Below are 25143 nucleotides of genomic sequence, written 5' to 3'. Positions count from 1 at the left end.
CTTACCAGTTTGCTACAATATCGTTAAATATTTTATTAATAATTCTTTCGTTGACAATTTTTACCTGAGTTGCTTCTATATCACTTTGAGACAAACTGCTGTTAAAAGTAGCTTCATCAGAGTACGTTCTGTCAAAACTCAGTTCAGGATGCAATTTATTTTCATAATGAACTTTCACAGTAATTGTCAATTTATTCTGTGAATCTTGGATAACTCCTGCACTCGTGGTAGAAGTGGTTGAGCTAATCGTAGTAGGATTAATTGAATAATCTGTAATTTCTCCTTCCACTAAAATATCAGGACTCTGCTTGGTTCCTTTCAGCGTAGTTCTTTGTAAAAACCTGTTCTGAATATCTGTAGAGAACTGTTGTGACAACGCCGGGTTTACCAGTGCTGCATTGTTCGGAAATTCATTGATCTGAATGGTTTTTTCATCTTTAAGGGACGACCCTGTAAAGCTATAGCAGGAATGCAGTACATTCAAACAAAGCAATAAAAGCCAAATCATTTTTGGCTGGTTTATTCTGATATTTTTAACTTTAAAATTCATTTTCTAATTCGATTTCAATATTAATCTTCTAAATTATATTGTTTTATTTTTCTGTATAAAGTTCTTTGCGAAATTCCCAGTTCGTCTGCTGCCTTGTTTCTGCGTCCGTTATGCTTTTCCAATGCTTTAACAATCAGATCTTTTTCATTGTTTTGAAGCGATAAGGATTCCGGTTTATTTTCTTCTATTTCTATATCCTCAAAATCTTCAAAATTATCATCAGGATTAGCGATAATGGTAGGATTTTGAATATGTTGAATCTGCTGATTATTATTGCCTTGATTTTCAAAATACAACAAAGAGTTCGGCGCTACATTCTGCTGTGTTTCAGGAGTATAAATTCTGTTGATCAAATTTTTTTCATGATTGCTCAGATCTGTAGTTCCGCGGTTCTTTATTAATTCCGAAGTTAAGGATTTTAAATCATTTATATCATTTCGCATATCAAAGAGAATTTTGTACATAATTTCTCTTTCACTGCCAAAATCACTTTGTTTTTGGGAATTCGGCTGATTGACAACCATTGGCAAATGGGCATCCATAGGAATATATTCAGCCAGTTTCTCTACGGTAACATGTCTGTTTCTTTCCACCACCGTCATTTGCTCAACCAGATTTCTCAACTGTCGAACATTCCCCGGAAATGTATAGTTTTCAATATAATGAACAGCGCTTGGTTCAAGCTCTAATTCTGGCATTCTATATTTTTCTGCAAAGTCAATTGCAAATTTTCTGAACAGCAGATGAATATCCCCTTTTCGCTCTCTTAAAGCAGGCATATCGATTTGAACGGTATTCAGACGGTAATATAAGTCTTCACGGAATCTACCGTCCTGAATCGCCTTCATCATATTCACATTGGTAGCGGCCACGATTCTTACATTCGTTTTCTGCACCTGTGAAGATCCTACTTTCATAAATTCACCGCTTTCTAAGACTCTCAGCAAACGGACTTGTGTTTGTAGGGGTAATTCTCCTACCTCATCAAGAAAGATGGTTCCTCCGTCAGCAACTTCAAAGTATCCTTTTCTTGTTGCCGTTGCTCCTGTAAATGCTCCTTTTTCGTGACCGAATAATTCGGAGTCGATTGTTCCTTCCGGAATGGCTCCACAGTTTACAACGATATAAGGCTGATGTTTTCTTTTGGATTCTGAATGAATAATTTTGGGAATAAATTCTTTTCCTACTCCACTTTCTCCAATCACAAGGACTGAGATATCTGTAGGTGCAACCTGAATTGATTTTTCTAAGGCACGATTTAGAGCCGGAAAGTTTCCAATGATTCCGAAACGGTTTTTTATATTTTGTAACTCGTTACTCATAAGTAAATTTTAAATTGTTGATTTAAATTTGATCTACGGTATGTAGATATTGAATTAGTTTAAAATGGATTAAATTTTAACCAATCGAATTCAAATCATCTTTATTTCTAACTTTTGTAACTTTAGCTTTAAAATATAGAATTTTAGCAAAGAGATTTTCTTTGCTGCTTTTTTCAAAGTTCTTTAAAAGGAGATTATGTTTTTCTTTTTCAGAAAAATTGACTTCTACCTTATTTTTACAAGATCGACATTGCTGTTTCTCAAAAAAAGATTTCCCAACAATATCAATGATATTCTGCTTATGATGAATGGCAAAATTGGGTCTTGCTTTTTCTTTTACGCAAAACTCCTGCGACCCTTCACATTCATGGTTTAAAAACTGATTGTAAATTTCATAAAACCTACAATCTTCGTTTTCAAGAGAACCATTGTTGATCTGTGCTGAAATATTACTGCAAATTATTACCAATAAAACACTGAGGCAATATTTCTGAAATTTTTCCATTGTCTGAGTTTTAAAAGTTAATAATGATAATAATTTGTTTAATGTAATTTCTAGGAAAGATTATTTCACAGTTTCCCCCAAAAGTGTGCCTTGCGTATTGTCGAATACAAAAACCTCCACAATGTCACCAATTTTCTGACCTTCCAACATATCGAATACACAAACCGCATTTTGGGAATTTCTTCCCTTCCACTGGTTTTTATTCTTTTTAGAGATCCCTTCTATTAAGATCTTATGCGTTTTTCCCACGTAAGATTTCATACGGTTTCTTGATAATTCTCCCTGTAAAGCAATTACTTCTGCCAAACGTCTTTGTTTAACGTCTGCCGGAATGTTATCTTCCATCTTCTTGTGAGCCGGAGTTCCCGGTCTTTCTGAATAAGCGAACATATACCCATAATCATACTCTACTTCTCTCATCAAACTCAATGTATCCTGGTGATCTTCTTCAGTTTCGTTGCAGAAACCAACAATCATATCCTGAGAAAATGAAACTTCCGGAACAATTTCTTTCGCTTTTTTAATTAAGTCTAAATATTCTTCACGGGTATGCTGTCTGTTCATCGCTTCCAGCATATTATTGCTTCCACTTTGAACCGGCAAGTGAACATATTTACAGATATTCTCGTGCTTTGCCATCATTTTGAATACATCAAGACTCATATCTTGAGGATTTGAAGTCGAGAACCTGATTCTCATTTCAGGAACAGCTTTAGCAACTAAATCAAGTAATTGCGCAAAATCTACAGCGGTTGCTTTCTGCATTTCTGATGCTTTGGCAAAATCTTTTTTAGGACCTCCTCCATACCAAAGATAAGAATCTACATTCTGACCTAATAAGGTAATTTCTTTATATCCGTTGTTCCAAAGATCTTTACATTCATCCAAAATAGAATGCGGATCACGGCTTCTTTCTCTACCTCTCGTAAACGGAACTACACAAAACGTACACATATTATCACAACCTCTCGTAATGGTAACGAAAGCTGTAACGCCATTTCCTCCTAAACGAACGGGATTAATATCTGCATAAGTTTCTTCTTTTGAAAGAATTACATTGATAGCATCTCTCCCATCTTCTGTTTCTTTCAATAAATTAGGCAAGTCTCTGTATGCATCCGGACCAACAACAAGGTCAACTAATTGTTCTTCTTCTAAAAATTTGGTTTTCAGTCTTTCAGCCATACATCCAAGAACACCTACCGTCATATTGGGTTTTTCTTTCTTCAGATTTTTGAACTGAGAAAGACGCATTCTCACTGTCTGTTCTGCTTTTTCACGGATCGAACATGTATTTAAAAGAATAAGATCTGCTTCTTCTACTTTCAGAGTGGTATTATATCCTTGTTCGTTAAGAATTGATGCAACAATTTCAGAATCAGAGAAATTCATCTGACAACCATAGCTCTCCAAGAATAATTTCTTAGAGTTCCCCTCTCTTTCTGCAATTGCAAAAGCTTCTCCTTGTTTTGTTTCGTCTATATATTTTTCTTGCACAACTGTCTGTTTAAGGTTCAAGATTTAAAGTTCAAGGTTTTCCGACCTGATTTTTTAAACATTGAACTTTTGAATTAATTTGCAAAGATACAAAATATTGTGACAGAATGTCAGGGCTTTATTTTAATTAAATTTCAAAACAATTCAATTACTTGGAAGCATTAAACGCTAAGGGAAGTCTAAATCTGTATTTCACAGGAATCCCTCCTATTGTAGCAGGTTTCCATTTCTTTTTAATGCTTTTTATTCCTTTAACTATTCTTGCATCAAATTCAGGAACACCCGAAGACTGTTCAAACTTTATATCCGAAATAGTACCATCAGTATCTATTACAAACATCATTACAAGTTTGAACCCTTCTTTCCATTGAAATCCATTAAGATCAATTTTTTTCACAACTTCATTCCGAAATCGGCTTATTCCGTCTGAACGATTTTCGAACAAAGCCGGCTCTTCTTTAGGAGCATAATTTTCTTCATCATTTCCAAATAAATCATTTGGTTTAATAATAAAACCAGCAACAGCCTGTTTTTTCACTCCATCTATGGTTGCAGGATTCCATTTATCCATGTGTTTAATAACCTGATAGCCTAAATCATAAGCACATTTATTTTTTTCCGCCAACTCTTTATTGGTATCGTCTTTTACATATTTTACAGAAGCATCTTCATTAATAAGAACTCTTAAATAATAAATTTCGTCCTTATTTTCACATGGTTTTATGTTATTTTCAACCAAAATCTGATGAAAATCTCTATAAAACTGCACATCGCCACCTTGATAAGGTTGCTGATCATGAGGATAATAATATAAATTTGATGCCGCTGTCTGTCCAAATATATTTAATGATAAAACTGCTAATGATAGGAAGAATAGTTTTTTAATCTCCATGGTCAAAATGATCTGTAGTAAAATTGATTTTAATTATTTTTTTTGAAATTACCGGCTGTCCATCTTTCATCGCCGGTTTCCATTTCTTTTTTACTTTTTTGATAGCGAATTCCATATCTTCAATAAACATTTCACTGTTTTTCACTTTGGGTAAGACATCAAGGTTTCCAATTTTACCATCGGGATTCACGTCAAAAACGAAAACAAATTTCCCATTCACAGCATATTTCTGCAGATCAATATAGGCATGAACCATTTGCAGAAATTCATTAGCAAAAGCTGAATCTCCACCTGGAAATTCAGCACTTTGTGAGGTTGTTATATTTTCTTTCTGAGTTTGAGCTTCTTGAGAATATCCTTTAAAACCAATAAAGAATAAGAGTAAGGTTATAATAGTTTTTTTCATAATTTACATATCCGCAGACATAGATGAAAAGTTCATCTTAAGTTTCATTTCAGATTTTACAGGTTGCCCATTGCAGGTAGCGGGAGTCCAGTTTTTTTTAATTCTTCTTACAACATACTGCATATCATCAAAGAAAACCTCACTATTCAATACTTTTGGATCTCCGGAAACATCGGTCACTTTTCCTTTAGCATCAATCGTTAAGGTAAAGGTAAAGTCTCCTGATAATGTATAGAAGTCAGAATTAAGATAGGTATACATATATTTTTTCAATACTTCTTTGTAAGCCGCAGCTCCGCCTTCATAACTCGCCGCTTTAAAATCATTACAGTTTTTCTCTGCGATCTGTAAAAAAGGTTCTTTGATATCTATTTTTAAAAGATTCTTGTTGTTTTCTACAATAAAAGAATCGTCTCTATCTTCCAGATCCGTTTGTGCAAAAGTAAAGTTTGCCACAAAAAGCCCTATAAATAATGCTATTGCTTTCATAAGTATCTTTTTTAGATTATTAATTACAACTACCAAAATTACACCAAAAAAAAGAACTTAGCTATAGAGAGAAGTTCCTTTTTACTATTTTAAATTAAAGACTGACCTGAGCTTTACTCCCGGTTTCTTTTAACATTAATGAAACAATAATGGCCAAGACAATTCCTGAAATCCAAAACAAAACAGAATGCTGAAAGTGCAAATCTCCGGCAGATAGTCCTAAACTTTTTCCAAACCATCTGCTGAACACAGGACTGAGTAAGGTAGTAACTCCAAAAGTAATAAAATTGATGGCTCCTGTTGCACTGCCTTTTACAAAATCAGGATTGGTTTCTTTGATGACGGAGTAAGGAATCATTGCCGCTCCGGAACCCAACCCCAAAATAAACATACTTATTTTCGCAGGATATAGATCCGGAAGATAAATTAACTGTAATAAACTTACAATCATTAAAATAGCCCCTCCAATCAATACAGGTTTTCTACGTCCTATCTTATCTGTAATAAAACCTAACAACGGACAGCCAAAAACCCAACCAAAAGCCACCATAGCACTGGTAATCGCAGCCTCATGAAAAACAAAGCCTTTGTCTTTTTCAAAAAAAGCAACTGCCCATGTCATCGCAAAAATAGTGGTTGGAGCAAATAACAATCCTGAGATAATTCCGCATAACCAGGATTGGGGATTTTTGAAAACAATCTTATAGGGTTCCAGATAGCCAATTGATTTTGTTCCTTTTTCTGTAGGTTCTTCTGCTTTTGCTTCTTTCGGAATTACGAAAAACAGACAGAATGCAGTAATTAATGTTACAATCCCAGACCAAAGCCAAAACGTATCAATATTCACTCCTTCTTCTACCCAAGGACCCACCACAAACTGACCTGCTGTTCCACCCAACATCCCGATACATTGGGTAACTCCAATCGCTGTAGCCAAAGATTTTGAAGAAAATCCTTTACTCGCAAGATAAACACAGCCAGGAAATGCAAAAGCACAACCAGCTCCCTGTAATAATCTCCCCGAAACTCCGGCAACCTGACTGGAAATTAAGAATAATAAACATCCGATTCCTAAAATTAGAGCCCCGACAAAAAGAGAGCGTTTGCCTCCAAATTTGTCTAAAGCCACACCAGCAATTAAACTACAGGTAGAATAGGTGTAATAATAGGTTCCCACCATACTGATGAGTTTCAGCTCTGTGGTATTGAAATTATTGACTAATTCAGGAAGCATTACCGCCGGAGCCGATCTGATCACGTAATCCAGAAAGTAAAAGACAAGCCCAAAAACCCAGGCAATAACGTAATATTTTTTTAAAGATGCACTCATTATAGCAATCCTTTAATATGTTTATAATTTGTTTTAACAGTATCTAATGCTTCTTCCATTTTTCCACCCAACATGAGTTGCGCCATCGATTTTGTCATTCCAACAACCTGCTCGAATTCAATTTTAGGAGGTAAAGCCAGCGCATTCGGATTGGTGAAAATATTAAGCAAATAAGGCCCCTTGTACTCTAAACAATCTTTGATAGCGGCTTCCACTTCTTCCGGCTTGTGCACATTTTTTCCGGGATAGCCCATCGCTTGAGCAATCATTCCAAAATCAGGGTTAATCATATCCGTTTCGTTATCCGGCATTCCTCCTACTTCCATTTCCAGTTTTACCATTCCCAGTGCTCTGTTATTGAAAACAATAAGCTTAACAGGCAATTTATATTGAAAAATAGTCGCCATATCACCTAGCAGCATCGATAAGCCCCCATCCCCACACATTGCAATCACCTGTCTTTCGGGATGAGCTAAAGAAGCTCCGATTGCCATTGGCATTGCATTCGCCATCGAACCATGATTGAATGAGCCTAACATTTTCCGTTCACCCGTTCCCGTAATATATCTCGCTCCCCAAACACAGCACATTCCTGTATCTACAGTAAAAATGGCATCTCTTTTAGCTAGTTTATCTAAAGTATGCGCTACAAACTCAGGCTGAATCGCATTTTCTTTGCCGGAATCTTTTACATAGGTCAATTGGGTTTCTTTTACTTTCTCATAAAATTCCAATTGCTGATTTAGGAAATGAATATCTGTCTTCTCTTTTAATAAGGGTAACAAAGCTTTGATGGTTTCTTTTACGTCACCTGCCAATCCCAATTCCAATTTCGCCCTTCTTCCAAGTCTTTCCGGACTTTCATCGATCTGAACAATTTTATTTTTAACAGGCATAAATTTCTGATAAGGGAAATCTGTTCCTAAGAGAATGAGTAAATCCGCTTCGTGCATCGCATGATAAGCAGAAGGAAGCCCCAGAAGTCCCGTCAAACCGACTTCATTCGGATTATTCGGCTGAATCGCCATTTTCCCACGGAAAGAATACCCGACAGGTGCTTTTAAATATTTTGAAAGTTCCACCACTTCAGCATTGGCATTTTCAGCCCCAATTCCACAATAGATCGTCACTTTTTCGCTTTCATTAATTAGACCCGCCAATTTATTGAGTTCCTCATCCGACGGACGGATAATTGGATTGGTTTTAAAAATTTTATTGGACGTGGTTGCTTCTTCTGCATTCAGTTCGGAAACATCTCCAGGAAGCCCGATCACGGCAACTCCTTTTTTAGAAATCGCATGCTGAATGGCGGTCTGAACAGTTCTTTGTACCTGCTCCGGTCTTGTAATCATCTGATTATAATGACTGCAATCATCAAATAATTTTATAGTATTTGTTTCCTGAAAATAATCCATTCCCATTTCATCACTTGGAATACTGGAAGCAATTACCAGCATAGGAACATGGGAACGGTGCGCCTCATACACTCCGTTGATCAAATGAACGTGTCCCGGCCCACAACTTCCTGCACAGACTGCAAAACCATCGAGTTCCGCTTCTGCTGCAGCTGCATATGCTCCCACTTCTTCATGTCTTACATGAATCCATTCGATACTGCTTTTTTTTACTGCTATATTTAAATGATTGAGACTGTCGCCCGTTACTGCATAAATTCTTTTCACATTGGCATTTTCGAGCATTTCAACAATTTGCTCAGCTATATTTTTAGCCATAATAATATGTTTTGGTGTTATAATTATTTGAAAAAACGGATGTGAATATGGACTGGAAAGGCTTCATTATTATTTAGCCTCTATCAAATTTAGGGAATAATAAATATTTTTAAGATTCTTTCTGATTAAAATTATCTTAAGTACATAAAAAAACTCCGCAAAAAATTGCGGAGTTCCAATATTTTAATTGATTACTTCAATCTGATTTCTCAAAAGATCTTCAAATTCATCTCTTTTTCTAATCAAATGAGCTTTTCCATCTAAGAAAAGAACTTCAGCAGGTTTCAATCTTGAGTTAAAGTTTGAACTCATTTCAAAACCGTAAGCTCCTGCATTCTGGAACACCAAAATATCCCCCTCTCTTACTTCATTCAGCTTTCTGTCCCATGCAAAAGTATCTGTTTCGCAAATATTTCCAACCACTGTATAGATTCTTTCCGCTCCTTTTGGATTAGACAGGTTTTCGATAACGTGGTAAGAATCATAGAACATTGGACGGATCAAATGATTGAAACCAGAATTCACTCCAACAAAAACCGTAGCTGTTGTTTGTTTAATTACATTCGCTTTTACTAATAAATATCCACTTTTTCCTACCAGGAATTTCCCCGGCTCGAACCATAATTCGAATTTCTTCCCTGTTGCTTTTGAAAATTCAGAGATTACTTTTTCTACTTTTTTACCTAATGTTTTCACATCGGTTTCTTCTTCAGTATCCTGATAAGGAATTTTGAACCCGCTTCCCATATCCAAATATTTAAGATTCGGAAAATGCTCAGAAAGCTCCAGCATAATATCTAAAGCCTGTAAGAAAACATCCGGATCTTTGATCTCACTTCCCGTATGCATGTGAAGCCCCTCTACATTCAGGTTGGTAGATTTCATCACTCTTTCAATGTGACGAACCTGGTGAATGGAGATACCAAATTTGCTATCAATATGTCCCGTAGAAATTTTATAATTCCCTCCCGCGAAAATGTGAGGATTGATTCTTACTAAAATCGGATACGTATTTCCGTATTTATTACCAAACTGCTCAAGAATAGAAATATTATCAATATTGATATGCACTCCGAAAGTCATTGCTTCCTCAATTTCAGCCAAGTCTACACAGTTGGGAGTAAATAGTATTTTTTCTTTAGGAAACCCAGCTTTCAAACCTAGTTTCACTTCATTAATTGAAACACAATCCAAAGAAGCACCTAAGTTCTTTACATATTTAAGGATATTAATATTTGTCAGCGCCTTCGCTGCGTAGAAGAACTTTGTGTGTTTTAAAAAAGAAGATGTAAGTTTCTCGTATTGAACTTTGATGGATTCAGCATCATAAACATACACAGGAGTGCCAAACTCATTGGCGATCTTTAATAATTCTTTTGGATTCATAATTTCATTTTAACATAAAAAAAGGCAGATTCTTCGAAAAGAGTCTGCCGCAATGATTATTTTTTATGCAAGACAACTCTTTTAAATATTCCAAACCTTAGAGAACTTTACAGTTCCCTTTTTTCCAGTTTTAATTTGTTTAAAATTTTGCATTGCTTTTACTTATTTTTTTGCAAAAATACTACTTATTTTGAGAAAACCGCCCCGAATTCTTATAAAATGTAAAACCTCAACTTATTTCAGCAACTGCGAAATAAGACCGATTATTATCAGAATCAATAAAAATACAGAAACAGATAATGGATTGGCAAAATTCACCGTCCAGCCAAATTCAAATCTCTTCGGAGGAAATATTCTTTTATCTTCTTTATTGTAATAAAAAAGTCCAAACTTCCAGTGAGAAGATTCTTTATCTACATTATTCATAATTTCTTTATTTTAAATTACTTTGGCAGCGGCAGCGTTTCAAAATCACCACGAAGCAAAGCTAACTGCAGTTCATTAATCAAATCTGAAGACTGATACTGCAGATCAATCTTCAATTTTGAAAGTTTACTTAAAGTCTGAATCTGCGTGAATAGTTCGTAAAATCCGTAAGAAATCACTTTACCATTTTCTATAATCAAGAATAATTTTTCGCCCAGTTTCCTTCCCTGTCCAAGCCAGAGTTCGTTTCTTTTTCTAAAATCTATTTTATTTTTAAAAACTTCTATATTCTTGTATTCCTCAAGGTTTGAGATGAATTCTATAGCTTTTGCACCTTGTGTAAATGATCTGAACTTCAGGATAGGTTTTTCTACTTTATTAAGCTTATTCTTCTCAACCACATATTTATCACTCCTGTAGTACAGCCCAAATGTAAGTGGATCTCTTTTCTTAATTCCTTTAGAATTCAACAGCAGTTTAGCAATAATGTCCGTTCCGGTAAGTTCATAATTAATCTGCTCCACTTCATTTTGAATTGCTTCCCACTTTTTCGATTTGGAATTAAAAACCTTCTTCGAAAATTTATTAATATCCTGCACATGATCTGAAAAAATGATTTTTCCACTTTCATTCTGAAAGTATACAAATCCTTTTTCGTTAGGAAGATCCTGCGTAAGTTCCTTTATTTTATTGATATACGTTTTGGCATTCGTTTCATCGTACTGTTTTTGAACGATCTCGTTTTCAGTATCTTTCGACACCAAAAGCTTGAATAATTCCAAGGTTGCTCTTGCATCTCCTTCAGCTCTGTGATGATTCGTCAAAGGAATCCCGAGAGATTTCACCAATTTCCCGAGAGAATAACTTACCTCATCCGGAATTAATTTTTTAGCCAAAGGAATCGTATCTAATGTATTGATTTTAAAATCATACCCTAATCGTTGAAACGATTGGCGAAGCATCCTGTAATCAAATTCTATATTATGGCCTACTAATGTTGTATTTTCTGTAATTTCAATAATTCTTCGGGCAATTTCGTGGAATTTGGGAGCCGTTTTTACCATTTTGGGAGTAATTCCGGTCAGCTTCTGTACAAAAGGAGTGATATCACTTTCCGGATTAACCAATGAAATAAACTGGTCAACAATCTTCTGACCATCGTATCTGTAAACAGCAATATCTATAATGCATTCTTTTCTGTAACCTGCACCATTACTTTCTATGTCAATAATTGAATACATCTAAATTTTATACAATTTTTTGATTACTATTGAAATTTTCTCCTTCAAAAAGTTTTAATCCCGATTAATGAAATAATAACACAACTTATGCCAATTTTCCTCAGGGTTAATTATCGAAAATCCCGCTAAAATAATAAAATTTATTAATTGTTATCTTTTTCTTCCTCCAAGTCCAAGCATTCCTAAGATGGCTTTCGCCCCTTCCCTCAGTAAAGTATTTGTAAAAGTTCGTCCCTGTCTGCTGTTTAAAACCTGCTCAAACATTCCAGGCTCTTCCTTTACCGGTTTGGTTTTTTGAGTCGGAGCCGCATTTTGCGCTGCCTGTTCCATTCTTGTCACCAACATTTCATAAGCAGACTCACTATTTATATCATTCTGATATTTAGCAACCAGTGCTGAATTACTAATCAGTGTTGAAATTTCTGCATCATTCAGAATATCCATTCTCGATTCAGGCGAAATTAAATACGTATGAACCAACGGCGTAGGAATTCCTTTTTCATCCAAAGCGGTAACAAAAGCTTCCCCGATTCCCAAATTCTGAATCAATGTTGCCGCATCATAAAATTCCGTTGTAGGATAGTTTTCTACGGCTTTTGAAATTTCTTTTTTATCTTTTGCGGTAAAACCTCTCAATGCATGCTGAATTTTCAGCCCCAATTGGGAAAGAACCGCTTCCGGAACATCTCCAGGAATTTGGGTAATAAAATAAATTCCCACTCCTTTTGAACGGATCAGTTTCACCATTGTTTCAATTTGTGAAACCAATGCTTTTGAAGATTCATCAAAAATCAAATGGGCTTCATCGATGAAAAGTACCAGTTTAGGTCTTCCGCTATCTCCTTCTTCAGGGAAAGTCATATAGATTTCCGCAAATAACGAAAGCATAAAAGTGGAAAACAATTGCGGTTTGCTTTGGATATCCGCAACTCTCAGAATATTCACCACTCCTTTCCCATCTCTGGTTTCAAGTAAATCATGAACATCAAAGCTTAATTCTCCAAAAAAGCTTGAAGCTCCCTGTTGTTCTAAAGCAACAATTGATCTTAAAATCGCTCCTAAGGAAGCCGGAGCAATTGAACCGTAATTAGCGGCTAATTCTGCTTTACCCTGTGCATTATCTGTAACATACTGTAATACCTTTTTCAAATCATTGAGATCAATTAAAGGCAATCCTTTATCATCACAATATTTGAACACAATAGCCATGATACTCTGCTGCGTTTCATTCAATTGTAAAATTTTACTTAATAAAACCGGACCGAATTCTGTAACCGTAGCTCTTAATTTCACTCCTTTTTCTCCGGAAATCGACATCAATTCTACCGGAAACGCCTGTGGATTGTAAGGAAGCTGTGTTTTTGCATACCTTTCCTGAATTGCCGGGTTTTCTGTTCCCGCTTCCGCGATTCCTGAAAAGTCTCCTTTTATATCCAATACCAAAGACGGAATTCCTGCATGAGAAAGCTGTTCTGCAAATACCTGCAACGTTTTGGTCTTTCCCGTTCCCGTTGCTCCTGCAATAAGTCCGTGACGGTTGATTGTTTTCAGAGGAATGGTAACATTCACTTCGGGAATCACTTCGCCATCCAGCATTCCTTTTCCTAATATAATATGTTCTCCTTTGGGAGTATATCTTGCATTTTGTTCTTCAATAAATTGTGCTTTATCTGCCATTTGCTCTTTTTTATCTTAGTAAATATAAAATTTTTTAGAAAACATTTGAGTATAGAATATTAATCATGATTAATTTCAGCTGATAAATTTCAGAAAAGTCCTATTTTAGCTATAAAAAACTGGTTTATTGAAATTTAAAAGAAAAACACACTATAAATAAATAACTTTATAGATTTATTCTATCGGTATAGATTCTTTATTTTTGATAAGTATTAAAAAATAAACCCGATTTTTGTACATAAATAAAAACATTAAAGCTTTTACAATCTCATAATGAAAGTTGAACAAATATATACAGGATGTCTTGCTCAGGGAGCATACTACATCGTATCCGAAAATGAAGCAGCAATTATTGATCCTTTAAGAGAGATAAAGCCCTACCTTGATCGTTTAGAAAAAGACGGGGTAACCTTAAAATATATTTTTGAAACCCACTTCCACGCAGATTTTGTCTCGGGACATTTGGATTTAAGTAAAAAAACAGGTGCTGCCATCGTGTACGGACCTACTGCACAGCCTCAGTTTGAAACAATTGTAGCGGAAGACAATCAGATTTTTGAAATCGGAAAAGTAAAGATTAAAGCTTTACACACTCCTGGTCACACCATGGAAAGCACAACATACCTTCTGATTGACGAAAATGGAGTGGAAACAGCAATTTTCACAGGAGACACCTTGTTTTTAGGAGATGTGGGAAGACCTGATCTTGCTCAAAAAGCAGGAAGCGTTACTCAGGAGGATCTTGCAGGAATTTTATATGAAAGCCTTCAGGCGAAAATTATGCCTTTGGATGACAGCATTACAGTATATCCGGCGCATGGTGCAGGTTCTGCTTGCGGAAAAAATATGCAGAAAGAAACGGTTGATATTTTGGGAAATCAAAAGAGAACCAATTACGCCCTTAATCAGCCTGATAAAGAATCGTTCATTAGAGAAGTTCTTGACGGGTTGACAGCTCCACCAAAGTATTTCGGGATGAATGTTGCTATGAACAAAGGCGGTTACGAAAGTTTTGAAACAGTAATGGACAAAGGATTAACCCCAGTTTTTGTTGAAGATTTTGAAGCGTTTGCGGAAGAAACCGGAGCTTTAATTTTAGACACGAGAGGTGCAGCAGATTTCCATAAAGGATTTATTCCAAATTCTATCAATATTGGTCTAAAAGGAGATTTTGCTCCTTGGGTAGGAACGCTAATCGTTGATGTAAAGCATCCAATATTATTAGTTTCCGACGAAGGAACAGAAGAGGAAGCGATTACAAGATTGAGCCGCGTTGGATTCGATCATGTCGTAGGATATTTGAAAGGAGGTTTTGAGGCATGGAAAAATTCAGGTAAAGAAACCGATGAAGTAAAAAGAATTTCTCCGACTGAATTCGCAGAAGAATTTAAAGAAGATGCTAAAGTAATTGATGTAAGAAAGCTGACAGAATACTCTGCAGAGCATATTGACAATGCTTATAATAAACCTCTGGACACAATCAGTGATTGGGTAATGTCTATTGATGATTCTGAACATTTTTTCCTTCATTGTGCAGGAGGTTACAGAAGTATGATTGCAGCAAGTATTCTTAACTCACACGGAATCAGAAATTTTACTGAAATAGAAGGCGGTTTTAACGGGATTAAAAAAACAGAAAAACTCCCTACTTCAGACTTTATTTGCCAGTCAAAAACAATATAATTTTGGAATTGTTTTTGCTGTAAATAAATCTACATAACAAATTTATAACACTTTAGTCTATAAGCAATAAGTCTTAAAAACACAAAGTTAGATTGTACTACAGCTCTTCTTTTAAGTGATTTTAAAATTTACATCTGATAAACTAAAGTGTTTTTTTAATAAAAAACTCAAAAATGTCACAAAAATTTCAGGAAATTATAGATTCCGAAAGACCGGTTCTTATTGACTTTTTCGCAACTTGGTGCCAACCTTGCAAAGTACAGTCTTCGGTCTTAAATACAGTAAAAGAAAACGTTGGAGAAGAGGCAAGAATCATCAAAGTAGATGTAGATCAATATCCGGCTCTTGCTGCTCAATACGGAGTTCGCGGTGTTCCGACTTTAGCGATCTTCAAACAAGGAGAAATGTTATGGAAAGAAAGCGGTGTTCATGACGTCAACACCTTGACACAACTTTTAAAACAATATTCTTAAACTGTGATTTTTCACAGTTTTTTTATTTTTAGTTACGTCCTAATTCATACAGATACTTAAGTGATTTTTACGCAAAGTTTCATTTTAATACTGATGAATATCAAGTGAGCCAAGAGGAATCAACAGGTTGATTTTTAAGAAGCTCTTGTTTCAGCTTCGCGCAGCAAATTTATTTGCCTTTGCTTTTCTAAAATAAAAAGTTTAAATTATTAATTCTTTGCGTTAAAAATAAATTTCAACGCAAAGAATATATGTAAAATCGTGAAATAAGAATTACAGTTCAATCACAAAAGAATCGCGGTCATTTAAAAACTGAAAATGACTTCTGAAGTCTTTTAATTCTTCCATATTTAATTCAGCAGAAACAACATTTCCTTGTTTTTTAGAAATTTCTTTTCCGTCTGCAAAGAAACAGTGCGAACTTTCAGGATAAAACAAATTATTTCCGTCTGTTCCGATTCTGTTTAATCCAAAAACAAAAGAAAGGTTTTCAATAGCTCTGGCTTTCAGCAAATGTTCCCAGGCTCCCACCCTTTTTTCCGGCCAGTTTGCTACGTATAAAATAGCATCATAGTCATCATTATTTCTGGCAAAAACAGGAAAACGAAGGTCATAACACACCTGTAACAGAATTCTGAAATCTTTATAGTTTACAATTACACGCTCTTTTCCCGGAGTGTACACTTTATCTTCTCCCGAAAAAGAAAACAAATGTCTTTTATCATAGAAATCAACCTGAGAATCCGTCTGCACAAAATACATTCTGTTGTAAAATTTCCCGCCCTCTTCTACAGGAGCGCTTCCACAGAAAGCAGCGTTTTTTTCTTTAGCCATCTTTTTTAAAAATTCTAAAGATTCCTGATTTCTGTCCGAAACTTCTGATGCATCCATGCAAAATCCTGTCGAGAACATTTCCGGAAGCAGAAATAGATCTGCATCCTGATCCTGTAATTCTTTTTCTATGAGTTGGAAATTGTCCGTTTTATTTTTCCAGATGATATCTAAATTCAGTCCCGTGATCTTCATAAACTTTGTTAAAAAACTTCAATAAAAATACGATTTTCTAATGATTTCGGTTCTATTTTTGATAAGGATTGTTTTTAATACTATTATAAAATTGTAAAATTTATGAAGAAATTGGTTGTTATGTTCGCACTGATCTTTGCAGGAGCTACGGCAAATGCACAGGCATGGACAGGAAAAGGAGATCAGAAAATCAACGCCGGATTAAGCGCTTGGGGATACGGAACAGGCATTACCGGAACCTATGATTATGGCTTGAACAATCTAATCTCGATAGGAGCTGGTTTAAATGGCTATTTTAGTAATTATAAAGATAATGACAGCGACAATAGTGTTTTTATTTTCGGAAGGCTGAATTTTCATTTAAAAGAAACATTACAATTACCTGAAAAATTAGACATCTATCCTGGTGTTGATGTCGGAGTTTTGGGGAAAGATTTCGGAATCGGGGCTCACATTGGTGCAAGATACTTTTTCACTGAAAGAATCGGAGTTTTTGCGGAAATCGGAAACAATGGCAGCTTAGGTGTTTCTATTAATCTGTAAGAAATCATTCTATTATATGACAAAGCTTCTCGTTTAGGGGAGCTTTTTTATTTGGCATAGTTTTGATAATTGTTACCTTTGCAAATTAAACATAAAAAGCATTAATGGAAATAGCAATCAAACTGTTTCAATTTATATTGAGCATTTCTATCTTGGTAATCCTTCACGAACTTGGGCATTTCTTACCCGCAAAATGGTTTAAGACCAAAGTTGAAAAATTCTACCTTTTCTTCGATCCATGGTTCTCTATCGCAAAGAAAAAAATTGGTGAAACCGAGTACGGTATCGGATGGCTTCCTTTCGGAGGGTATGTAAAAATCGCCGGAATGGTAGACGAAAGCATGGATACCGAACAACTGAAACAACCGGCTCAACCTTGGGAATTCAGAGCAAAACCGGCTTGGCAGAGACTGATCATCATGTTGGGAGGGGTTACGGTAAACTTTTTCTTAGCGTGGCTTATTTATGGATGTTTATCTTTCTTCAACGGAGAAACAACGTTCGACACAACGAAAGTTGAAACGCCAATGCATTATACCAATGTTGCTAAAGCAATGGGCTTCAAGGATGGTGATAAAATCTTAAAAGTAGACGGAAAAACGCAAAACAATTTAGATAAACTATCTCTGGATATTTTATTAAGTGATCAGATTACTGTTTTAAGAGACGGAAAAGAGACCACTTTCAATACCAATGATGATGGTAAAGCTCTTGCTTTTAAAGATGAAAACCCCAAAGGATTCCTTACTCCAAGATATGCTGCTGTAATTGATACAATTGTTAATCCTAAAACAGCAGAAGCAGGTTTAAAAGTTGGTGATCAGGTAATTGCTGCAAACGGTCAGAAAATCAATTATTATGATGAGTTTCAGGCTGCCGTAGGAAAAAGTGCCGGAAAACCTATTAATATTGAAGTTCTAAGAAACGGAACGACACAACCATTAAGCATTCCTGTATCCAAAGAAGGAACGATCGGTATTGCTTCTTATAAGCAATTGGAGAAATACGCCAATACTCAACACTTCACTTTTGCACAATCTATCGGAAGAGGATTCACAAGAAGTATTGAAAGCTTAACGTATCAGGTTAAACAGTTCAAATTAATCTTCAACAAAAAAGTACAGGGATATAAAAAAGTAGGAGGTCCTATTGCTATTATTAAAAATATGCCGGTAAACCAATCGAAAGACGGAAACTTTTCAATCAACTGGACTGCTTTCTGGAGTTTCACGGCAATGTTTTCAGTTTGGCTGGCATTTTTGAACTTAATTCCTATCCCAGGATTGGATGGTGGACACGTTATTTTCACATTATATGAAATGATTGTTGGAAAACCTGTCCCTCAAAAAGTATTGGAAAATGCACAGATGGTAGGCGTTATCTTTCTGTTAGGATTGATGTTACTGATTTTCGGAAGTGATATTTTCAAAGCCTTAACCGGAAGCTTATAATATTTTTAAAAATTTTTAATAAAAATATTTGTAAGGTATAAATATTCGTCCTATATTTGCACCACTTAAAACAAAGGACATTCCTCCTTAGCTCAGTTGGTTAGAGCATCTGACTGTTAATCAGAGGGTCGCTGGTTCGAGCCCAGCAGGAGGAGCCAAAAAGACTTACAGAAATGTAGGTCTTTTTTTTATTTACTTTTTTCTTATTTCCAATACAATTTTTCATCTTCTTAATTTATTGAAAAATAACAAAATAGCTTTCAAAACCCCATGAGCAAAGGAATTTTTTCAATATTTTTAAAATAAAAATTTGTGTAATCGTAATATTCATATTATATTTGCACCACTAAAACAAAGGAACATTCCTCCTTAGCTCAGTTGGTTAGAGCATCTGACTGTTAATCAGAGGGTCGCTGGTTCGAGCCCAGCAGGAGGAGCCAAAAAAGACTTACAGAAATGTAGGTCTTTTTTTATGTACAAACTCTTCAAAACATTACTCTATACAACAATTTTCATTTCACCGAAGAAACCTTCTATCTCCCACAATATTAGTAGGGTAATTTTCGTTAACTTTGCAGCTTTACAAACCAACCGCAAAACCTTTTAAACACATTGCAAAGCAGCACAGTTTTTGATTATGCTAAATGCTCGAAGAAACAAATGATGTCAACTAACAATTTTAAATATTACCTCACCTGTTTTTCCCTAATTCTTTTTGGCGCTTTACAGGCCCAAAACTCAGCAAACGGAAGAATCATTGATGAGAAAACAAATGCTCCCATTACAGGCGTAGATATATTTATCAACGACAGCAATACGCGTTATACTACCACATCATCTGCAAACTTCAGTATACAATCTGATACGATTATTTATAAACTTAAATTTCAGAAAAAAAATTACGCTGTAGAAAGCATAGGAGTCAGTCCTGCAAGCTTTGAGAATTTGCTCATTAAAATGTCTGCAGAGAAAGTAGGCAATATTGAAGCCGTAGTCATTAACAACGAACGTCCGAAATTCAAAAATAAAAAGGAAAACCCGGCTTATGCCATTATGCAGAAAGTATGGGAAAGAAAAAGAAATAACGGTTTAGATAAATTCGATACGTACACGTATAAAGAATATGAAAAAATTCAGTTTGATGCCAATAATCTGGACAGCACATTCATGAAGAGAAAAATCTTCAATAAACTGGAATTCATTTTCGATTACAAAGATTCTACAGCAAACGGAAAACTTGGACTTCCTATTTTCTTAAATGAAGCCATTTATGAAAATTATGGTGAAAACAAACCTTCAAAAAAAACAAAAAGACTTTTAATTGCTCAAAAAACTTCCGGGTTTCAAGACAACCAAATCATTACTTTAACTGCAAAAAATCTGTACCGTGATATTAATATTTACGATAACACATTAAATTATTTCGATATTGGATTTCCAAGTCCGGTTGGCGAAACAGGTTTCAGCACGTATGATTATAATTTAGTAGATACCATTTCCATTCGTGGAGAAAGAGCTTTTAAAATCCGTTATCAGCCTAAAAGAACTGAAGTCTTAGCCTTTCAGGGCTATCTATATATTGACACAGACAGCTATGCCGTTTTGGGAGCAATCTTAAAATCAACTCAGAAGATTAATGTCAATTTCATTAATGGAATTTCGACAGAATTAGAATACGACAATCCGGATGAGAACACTTTCCTACCCAGAAAATTCGTTACGGAAATCGAAATGACTCCTTTTTCAAAAAAGAAAACCTCAAAGAGTATTATTGCCAAAAGATCAGTTGATTATTCGGAATATCAGTTCAACAAACCTCTCGAAGACAATATTTTCAAAAGAAAAGAAGAGGAATATGATGACAAATTTGTTGATAAAGACGACGCTTATTGGTTAAAAGCAAGACCAGATTCATTATCAAAAAGCGAACAGGGAATCTACGACATGCTTGATAAGCTTCAACAAACACCGAAGTTCAACAGGATTGTAAAGCTATATGAAACTTTAGGATCAGGATATTACAATGTTGTCAAAGGAATAGATTTAGGCCCTATTTTCTCTATTTACGGAAAAAATGAAATAGAAGGAGACAGAATCCGATTGGGAGCAAGAACCTATTTCACAAGAAATGACCCTTGGAGAGTTCAGTTTTATACAGCTTACGGATTTAAAGATCAGCAAGTAAAATATGGCGCTGAAGCAAGATTCATGTTTAACAGAGTCAACAGATTTACCATTGGAGCAGGAACAAGAAGAGACATCTTACAATTAGGAGTTCAACTGACCAATGACGACGGAATCATGGCAAGAACCTTCGCATCTTCAACGCTTTTTGCAAGAGGTGAAAACGCATCATTAAGTTCTGTAAATCAAACCAACGTTTTTACCTCCATCGAACCTTGGAAAAACTTCCAGATCAGGTTAGACGGAACAATGCAGAGCATTAATTCAGCTAATCCTTCAGGGTTTAATTTAATGTATTACAAAGACGGGAATTTAAGACAAACTACCAACGATTCTCATATTACATTCAGCTTAATTGCAAGACCGGGCGCGAAATTCTCCCAAACCGGAATCGACAGATATGAACACGGAACATTGGCTCCAACCATTGTTTTAAAATACACAAGAGGGATAGAAGGCTTATTCGGATCTGACTTTAATTATAACAAATTACAGTTCATGTTCTACAAACCTGTTTTGATCGGAAGCTGGGGGAAAACATTAATTAATTTTGAAGCCGGAAAAAACTTTGATACCGTTCCTTTGGCTTTACAAAACGTAATTCCGGGAAACCAGTCTTACAGTTTAGCACAGAATACTTTTGCACAGCTTAATTATTATGAGTTTGTGGCGGACACTTATACAACACTTCATTTAGAGCATCATTTTAACGGGAAAATCCTTTCTTATATTCCTTTGATCAAGAAATTGAAATTAAGAGAAATTGCATTCCTTAGAGGAGCTTACGGAACTTTAAGTGATGCTTCGAAGGCAATCAATGTGGCAGGATTCAAATATTCGGCACCAAGCGAGCATATTTACTACGAATATGGGGTAGGAATTGAAAACATCGGTTTTGGAAATCTTAGAATTTTCAGAGTAGATTTCAACTGGAGAGGAAACTATCTTGACCGACCGGATATTTCAACATTCGGCGTTAAAGCTGGTTTCCAGGTTGGCTTTTAAAATATAATCTCCTTCGAATTGAAGGAGATTTTTTTGTATTAAGATTCTACCGGATAATCTTTGCAGCTGTTGCAGTGAGCCACAATATATACAATTTTACAAGGTGGTCTTTCCCCTTCCGGAAGACTGCAATAAATATCACATGGCAAGCAACCATTCTCCGGAGCAATTCCTCCCATTACATTTTTCAATTCGTTTCTTTTGATTTTCTTTACATTTTTCATAGTAAATTTTTATTTGGATGTTCTCAAATATATAAAGAATTTACATACAAACGAATAGGTTAAAACTTTAACTTTTAGAAAAAATGGGGGAAAAAAAATCCTCAGCAATTTGCTGAGGATTTTAATTTTTATGAAACGCTTAAATTATGCGTTTACTTCTACAGATACAAAAGATCTATTGTTTGCTTTCTTTCTGAAAACTACTTTACCGTCTACTAAAGCGAACAAAGTGTGGTCTTTACCGATCCCTACGTTTGCACCTGGGTGGTGTTGAGTACCTCTTTGTCTAACAATAATATTTCCAGCAATAGCTTCCTGACCTCCGAAAATCTTTACCCCTAATCTTTTAGAGTGAGATTCTCTACCGTTTTTGGAACTACCAACTCCTTTCTTATGTGCCATTTTATTTTAAGGTTTTGTGTGGTTTAACAATTATTCTGCGCTAACCTCCTCAGTCTTAGGAGCTTTTTTAGCTTTAGTTTCTTTTTTAGCTCCGTCAAATCCTGTAATACCAGTGATTTTGATCTGAGTTAATGACTGTCTGTGACCGTTTTTCACTTTGTAACCTTTTCTTCTTTTCTTTTTGAAAACGATTACTTTATCAGCTTTTACGTGATCTAGGATCTCTGCTTCTACAGTGATTCCGCTTACAGCTGGGGCGCCTACTGTGATTGCTCCGTTTACAGTAAGAAGTACTTTATCGAAAGATACTTTACCTCCTTTGTCTCCTGCTAAACGGTTCACAAACAACTTTTGGTCTTGCTCAACTTTGTATTGAAGCCCTGCTATTTCTACAATTGCAAACATTGTTTATAAATTTTTAGTTATTTCGAGGTGCAAATATAAGAAATATTTTCTAATCCTCTCAAATTCAATCCAATCTTTTTTTAAATAATTTTTTAACTATGTTTTGAATAATTTTTCACAATAAAGTGATAATATTTTTCGTTTAAATTAATAACTTCGTTTACACCAAATATTTATATATATGAAAAAAAACCTCCACTTCCCAATAGTACTGGGAGCAATTGCTGCACTCTCATTATCAGCATGTAACGACGACACTTTGGAAACTCCTGTTCAACAGGAACAGCAAGCAGAAAACTTAAAGATAGACCAACCGAACGAACTGGAAAAAATGTGTTATTATGTAGATCAATACTGGAGTTCGTCTGCAGTTCTCACAACGACATTGCCCAATTCCACAGACACTAATTTTATGAATTCTCAGATGACCACAATTGCTGGTATGTGGGGAAGAACGGCTCCAACATTGAGATTTGTAAATGATCCTTCCAATCCGAATTCAACATACAATGCAATTTCCTATTCCACAGGAAAGATTTATTACGGCTATGCCATTTATGCAGATGCAAAAAACAAAGGCGGAAATATTGTGAATGCAATGATTTTGGCCCATGAATATGGACATCAATTGCAGTACATATTCGGATTGCCTTCTGTAAGTGAGTCTACTGCAAGACCAAACGAACTGGAAGCTGATGGTTTTGCCGGATATTACCTGAGAAGACCAAACGGCTACAATCAGACCAGTTTTGCGCAAATTGCAGCGGCTTATGAATTTGCACAAAGCATCGGAGATTATCAAACAACTAGTGCAGGACATCACGGAACGCCACCACAAAGAAGATCTGCGGTTCGTTTGGGATTCTTGTTGGGTCAGTATGATCTTTCCGCTTCTGCTTTTGATTATAATTTCTTTTATTATTATCAGGGCGTTTTGAACGGAACTTATAAAATGGCAAAAAATTCTCAATATCCGGAGCTTGATAATTATATGAAGCAATATCTGGAAGAGTTGAAACAAATTCAGAATGGAGAAATTTCTGCGGAAGAATTTAAAAATTTAAAATAATATCCTTTTTGAAATATCTTTCTTTAGAGGCAGGCCTTGTTCCTGTCTCTTTTTCTTTCCAAAAAAATTCATAAAGTTTATTTACTTTTGAGCCCAGATTACATCATCATGAACAGAGATCTTTATATAGATTTTGCTAAAGGACTAGCAACACTTTCGATTATTTTTATTCATACCGCATTTTGGTCCGGCCAGTTTTATATTCTGCCCGAAGTGAGGGTTTTCTCATTGGTTTTTGATGTCGCTTTATTTTATGCTTTAAGCGGAATTACTTCCGGTTCAAACATAGAAAAAACGTTTTACAGACTTTTAAAATTGCAGATCACTTACATGATCTTTGTAACATTGCTTTTCTTTTTAGATTACTTCTTTAAAGTTTTCGGGCTCGCTTTTTTCTCCCTCGAATGGCTTCACAACTTCTACTCCACTTTCGGATCAAAGTATGCAGCAATCGATATTTCTACACAGCCACAATGGCAAAATCTCGGAAACTGGTATCTTCATCAATACACCAATGCAGATACATTTCCTGTTGTAATGGGAAGTTTCTGGTATCTTAAAGTCTATTTTATATTAACCGTTTTCGGGGTTTTAATTTTAAAATTTTTCCCAAAACATATCAATTGGTCTATCGGAATCTGTATTGCACTGACCTTACTTTTCAATATCTTCCCGGAATATTATCCGTCCGGACAGGTAGGATACGTGGCTTTTTATATGACCGTTTTTCTGATCGCCCATCAGATGAGAGGTAAAAAAATCCCGACCAAACTGATTCCTGTACTCTATAGTGTCGTTGCTTTAGCTTTAGTATGGCTGTTTTCTTATTACGGAAAAGACGTTTTCTACAAGATCAATAAAAATAAATTTCCACCTACTACTATTTATATTATTTGGACGTTATTCTCTCTTACCACATTATTTGTTTTTTACAACAGACTTAAAATTTCAAAAGAAAGCTTCATTACTCACATCGGTAAAAATGCTATATTCTTTTATTTTGCCCAAGGAATCAGCTCTTCTTTGGTCTATTTCTTAGTCGTTCCGCTAAAAGAGAATATGCCATGGTGGGTTTTAATGATCCTTATTTATGTCGTAAATGTCATTTTAGCATTCATTATTGCAGCTGGATTAAAGAAATTTGACAGTTTCGGATGGAAAATACTGGAGTTTTTGAGAAAGAAAACCGCTTCTACATCTGCATAAAAGCCAATTTGAAATAAA

The 25143-nt window shown here is 35.3% G+C and carries 23 protein-coding genes, 2 tRNA genes and 1 pseudogene; 9 read left to right on the top strand and 17 right to left on the bottom strand.

Annotated features, from left to right (window positions below):
* Position 1: 1 nt before the first annotated feature.
* From JI747_RS09015 to JI747_RS08955, 13 genes are all read right to left on the bottom strand, one after another.
* A complete protein-coding gene (locus JI747_RS09015; RefSeq protein WP_225687885.1) occupies positions 2-508 on the bottom strand; it encodes an LptE family protein in 507 nt (168 codons plus the stop codon).
* A gap of 62 nt (positions 509-570) precedes the next feature.
* On the bottom strand, positions 571-1872 hold the full coding sequence (locus JI747_RS09010) for a sigma-54 interaction domain-containing protein (protein WP_225687884.1): 1302 nt from the start codon (positions 1870-1872) through the stop codon (positions 571-573).
* Between the two features lie 76 nt (positions 1873-1948).
* Positions 1949-2377, bottom strand: coding sequence for a hypothetical protein (locus tag JI747_RS09005; RefSeq protein ID WP_225687883.1), 429 nt, complete (start codon positions 2375-2377; stop codon positions 1949-1951).
* Positions 2378-2437: 60 nt separating this feature from the next.
* On the bottom strand, positions 2438-3874 hold the full coding sequence (gene miaB / locus JI747_RS09000) for a tRNA (N6-isopentenyl adenosine(37)-C2)-methylthiotransferase MiaB (RefSeq protein ID WP_225687882.1): 1437 nt from the start codon (positions 3872-3874) through the stop codon (positions 2438-2440).
* A 148-nt stretch (positions 3875-4022) separates the two neighbouring features.
* The gene (locus JI747_RS08995; protein ID WP_225687880.1) at positions 4023-4766 is read right to left on the bottom strand and encodes an energy transducer TonB; all 744 of its coding nucleotides are present in this window, start codon (positions 4764-4766) and stop codon (positions 4023-4025) included.
* A complete protein-coding gene (locus tag JI747_RS08990) occupies positions 4756-5172 on the bottom strand; it encodes an energy transducer TonB (RefSeq protein ID WP_225687878.1) in 417 nt (138 codons plus the stop codon). The genes JI747_RS08995 and JI747_RS08990 overlap by 11 nt, the downstream gene beginning before the upstream one ends.
* A gap of 3 nt (positions 5173-5175) precedes the next feature.
* Entirely contained in the window at positions 5176-5661 is a 486-nt protein-coding gene (locus JI747_RS08985) for an energy transducer TonB (protein WP_225687876.1), read from the bottom strand.
* Positions 5662-5755: 94 nt separating this feature from the next.
* A complete protein-coding gene (locus JI747_RS08980) occupies positions 5756-6991 on the bottom strand; it encodes an MFS transporter (protein WP_225687874.1) in 1236 nt (411 codons plus the stop codon).
* Positions 6991-8724 (bottom strand): thiamine pyrophosphate-dependent enzyme, encoded by a 1734-nt coding sequence (locus tag JI747_RS08975; protein ID WP_225687872.1) that lies wholly within the window; start codon positions 8722-8724, stop codon positions 6991-6993. Before JI747_RS08975 ends, JI747_RS08980 begins: the two co-directional genes overlap by 1 nt.
* Before the next feature lie 183 nt (positions 8725-8907).
* On the bottom strand, positions 8908-10110 hold the full coding sequence (gene lysA / locus JI747_RS08970; RefSeq protein WP_185097634.1) for a diaminopimelate decarboxylase: 1203 nt from the start codon (positions 10108-10110) through the stop codon (positions 8908-8910).
* Between the two features lie 234 nt (positions 10111-10344).
* On the bottom strand, positions 10345-10536 hold the full coding sequence (locus tag JI747_RS08965) for a DUF5808 domain-containing protein (protein WP_225687871.1): 192 nt from the start codon (positions 10534-10536) through the stop codon (positions 10345-10347).
* A 17-nt stretch (positions 10537-10553) separates the two neighbouring features.
* Entirely contained in the window at positions 10554-11777 is a 1224-nt protein-coding gene (locus JI747_RS08960) for a 3'-5' exonuclease (protein ID WP_225687870.1), read from the bottom strand.
* A gap of 150 nt (positions 11778-11927) precedes the next feature.
* Entirely contained in the window at positions 11928-13454 is a 1527-nt protein-coding gene (locus JI747_RS08955; RefSeq protein WP_225687869.1) for a helicase HerA-like domain-containing protein, read from the bottom strand.
* A gap of 273 nt (positions 13455-13727) precedes the next feature.
* Between JI747_RS08955 and JI747_RS08950 the strand changes: the two genes are divergently transcribed.
* Together JI747_RS08950 and JI747_RS08945 are read left to right on the top strand one after the other, a co-directional pair.
* The gene (locus JI747_RS08950; protein WP_225687868.1) at positions 13728-15137 is read left to right on the top strand and encodes an MBL fold metallo-hydrolase; all 1410 of its coding nucleotides are present in this window, start codon (positions 13728-13730) and stop codon (positions 15135-15137) included.
* Between the two features lie 173 nt (positions 15138-15310).
* Positions 15311-15610, top strand: coding sequence for a thioredoxin family protein (locus JI747_RS08945; protein ID WP_225687867.1), 300 nt, complete (start codon positions 15311-15313; stop codon positions 15608-15610).
* A 273-nt stretch (positions 15611-15883) separates the two neighbouring features.
* Here JI747_RS08945 and JI747_RS08940 read toward each other — a convergent pair whose 3' ends face one another.
* Positions 15884-16636, bottom strand: coding sequence for a nitrilase family protein (locus tag JI747_RS08940; RefSeq protein WP_225687866.1), 753 nt, complete (start codon positions 16634-16636; stop codon positions 15884-15886).
* A 102-nt stretch (positions 16637-16738) separates the two neighbouring features.
* On the opposite strand from JI747_RS08940, the gene JI747_RS08935 reads away from it, so the two are divergent.
* The 5 genes from JI747_RS08935 to JI747_RS08915 all read left to right on the top strand — a co-directional run bounded on the left by JI747_RS08935 (position 16739) and on the right by JI747_RS08915 (position 21819).
* Positions 16739-17179, top strand: a complete 441-nt coding sequence (locus JI747_RS08935; RefSeq protein ID WP_225687865.1) for a DUF6646 family protein — start codon at positions 16739-16741, stop codon at positions 17177-17179.
* A gap of 104 nt (positions 17180-17283) precedes the next feature.
* Complete coding sequence (gene rseP / locus JI747_RS08930; RefSeq protein WP_225687863.1) at positions 17284-18630, top strand: RIP metalloprotease RseP; 1347 nt, start codon at positions 17284-17286, stop codon at positions 18628-18630.
* A gap of 81 nt (positions 18631-18711) precedes the next feature.
* Positions 18712-18788: transfer RNA gene (locus JI747_RS08925), tRNA-Asn, on the top strand.
* Between the two features lie 205 nt (positions 18789-18993).
* Positions 18994-19070: transfer RNA gene (locus tag JI747_RS08920), tRNA-Asn, on the top strand.
* Positions 19071-19290: 220 nt separating this feature from the next.
* On the top strand, positions 19291-21819 hold the full coding sequence (locus tag JI747_RS08915) for a DUF5686 family protein (protein ID WP_225687861.1): 2529 nt from the start codon (positions 19291-19293) through the stop codon (positions 21817-21819).
* 38 nt (positions 21820-21857) lie between these two features.
* On the opposite strand, the gene JI747_RS08910 is transcribed toward JI747_RS08915, so the two are convergent.
* From JI747_RS08910 to rplU, 3 genes and pseudogenes are all read right to left on the bottom strand, one after another.
* Entirely contained in the window at positions 21858-22043 is a 186-nt protein-coding gene (locus JI747_RS08910; RefSeq protein ID WP_225687859.1) for a hypothetical protein, read from the bottom strand.
* A gap of 144 nt (positions 22044-22187) precedes the next feature.
* On the bottom strand, positions 22188-22445 hold the full coding sequence (gene rpmA, locus JI747_RS08905) for a 50S ribosomal protein L27 (protein ID WP_225687857.1): 258 nt from the start codon (positions 22443-22445) through the stop codon (positions 22188-22190).
* Between the two features lie 33 nt (positions 22446-22478).
* Positions 22479-22850 (bottom strand): annotated as a pseudogene (rplU, locus tag JI747_RS08900) (50S ribosomal protein L21); the annotation flags it as partial.
* A gap of 181 nt (positions 22851-23031) precedes the next feature.
* On the opposite strand from rplU, the gene JI747_RS08895 reads away from it, so the two are divergent.
* Both JI747_RS08895 and JI747_RS08890 read left to right on the top strand, forming a co-directional pair.
* Positions 23032-23919, top strand: a complete 888-nt coding sequence (locus tag JI747_RS08895; RefSeq protein WP_225687855.1) for a neutral zinc metallopeptidase — start codon at positions 23032-23034, stop codon at positions 23917-23919.
* Positions 23920-24027: 108 nt separating this feature from the next.
* Positions 24028-25125, top strand: a complete 1098-nt coding sequence (locus JI747_RS08890) for an acyltransferase family protein (protein WP_225687853.1) — start codon at positions 24028-24030, stop codon at positions 25123-25125.
* Positions 25126-25143: the final 18 nt, after the last annotated feature.

This window comes from Chryseobacterium tagetis (genome assembly GCF_016735585.2).
Lineage (GTDB): Bacteria > Bacteroidota > Bacteroidia > Flavobacteriales > Weeksellaceae > Chryseobacterium > Chryseobacterium tagetis.
This window is presented reverse-complemented; position numbering and strand designations above follow the sequence as displayed.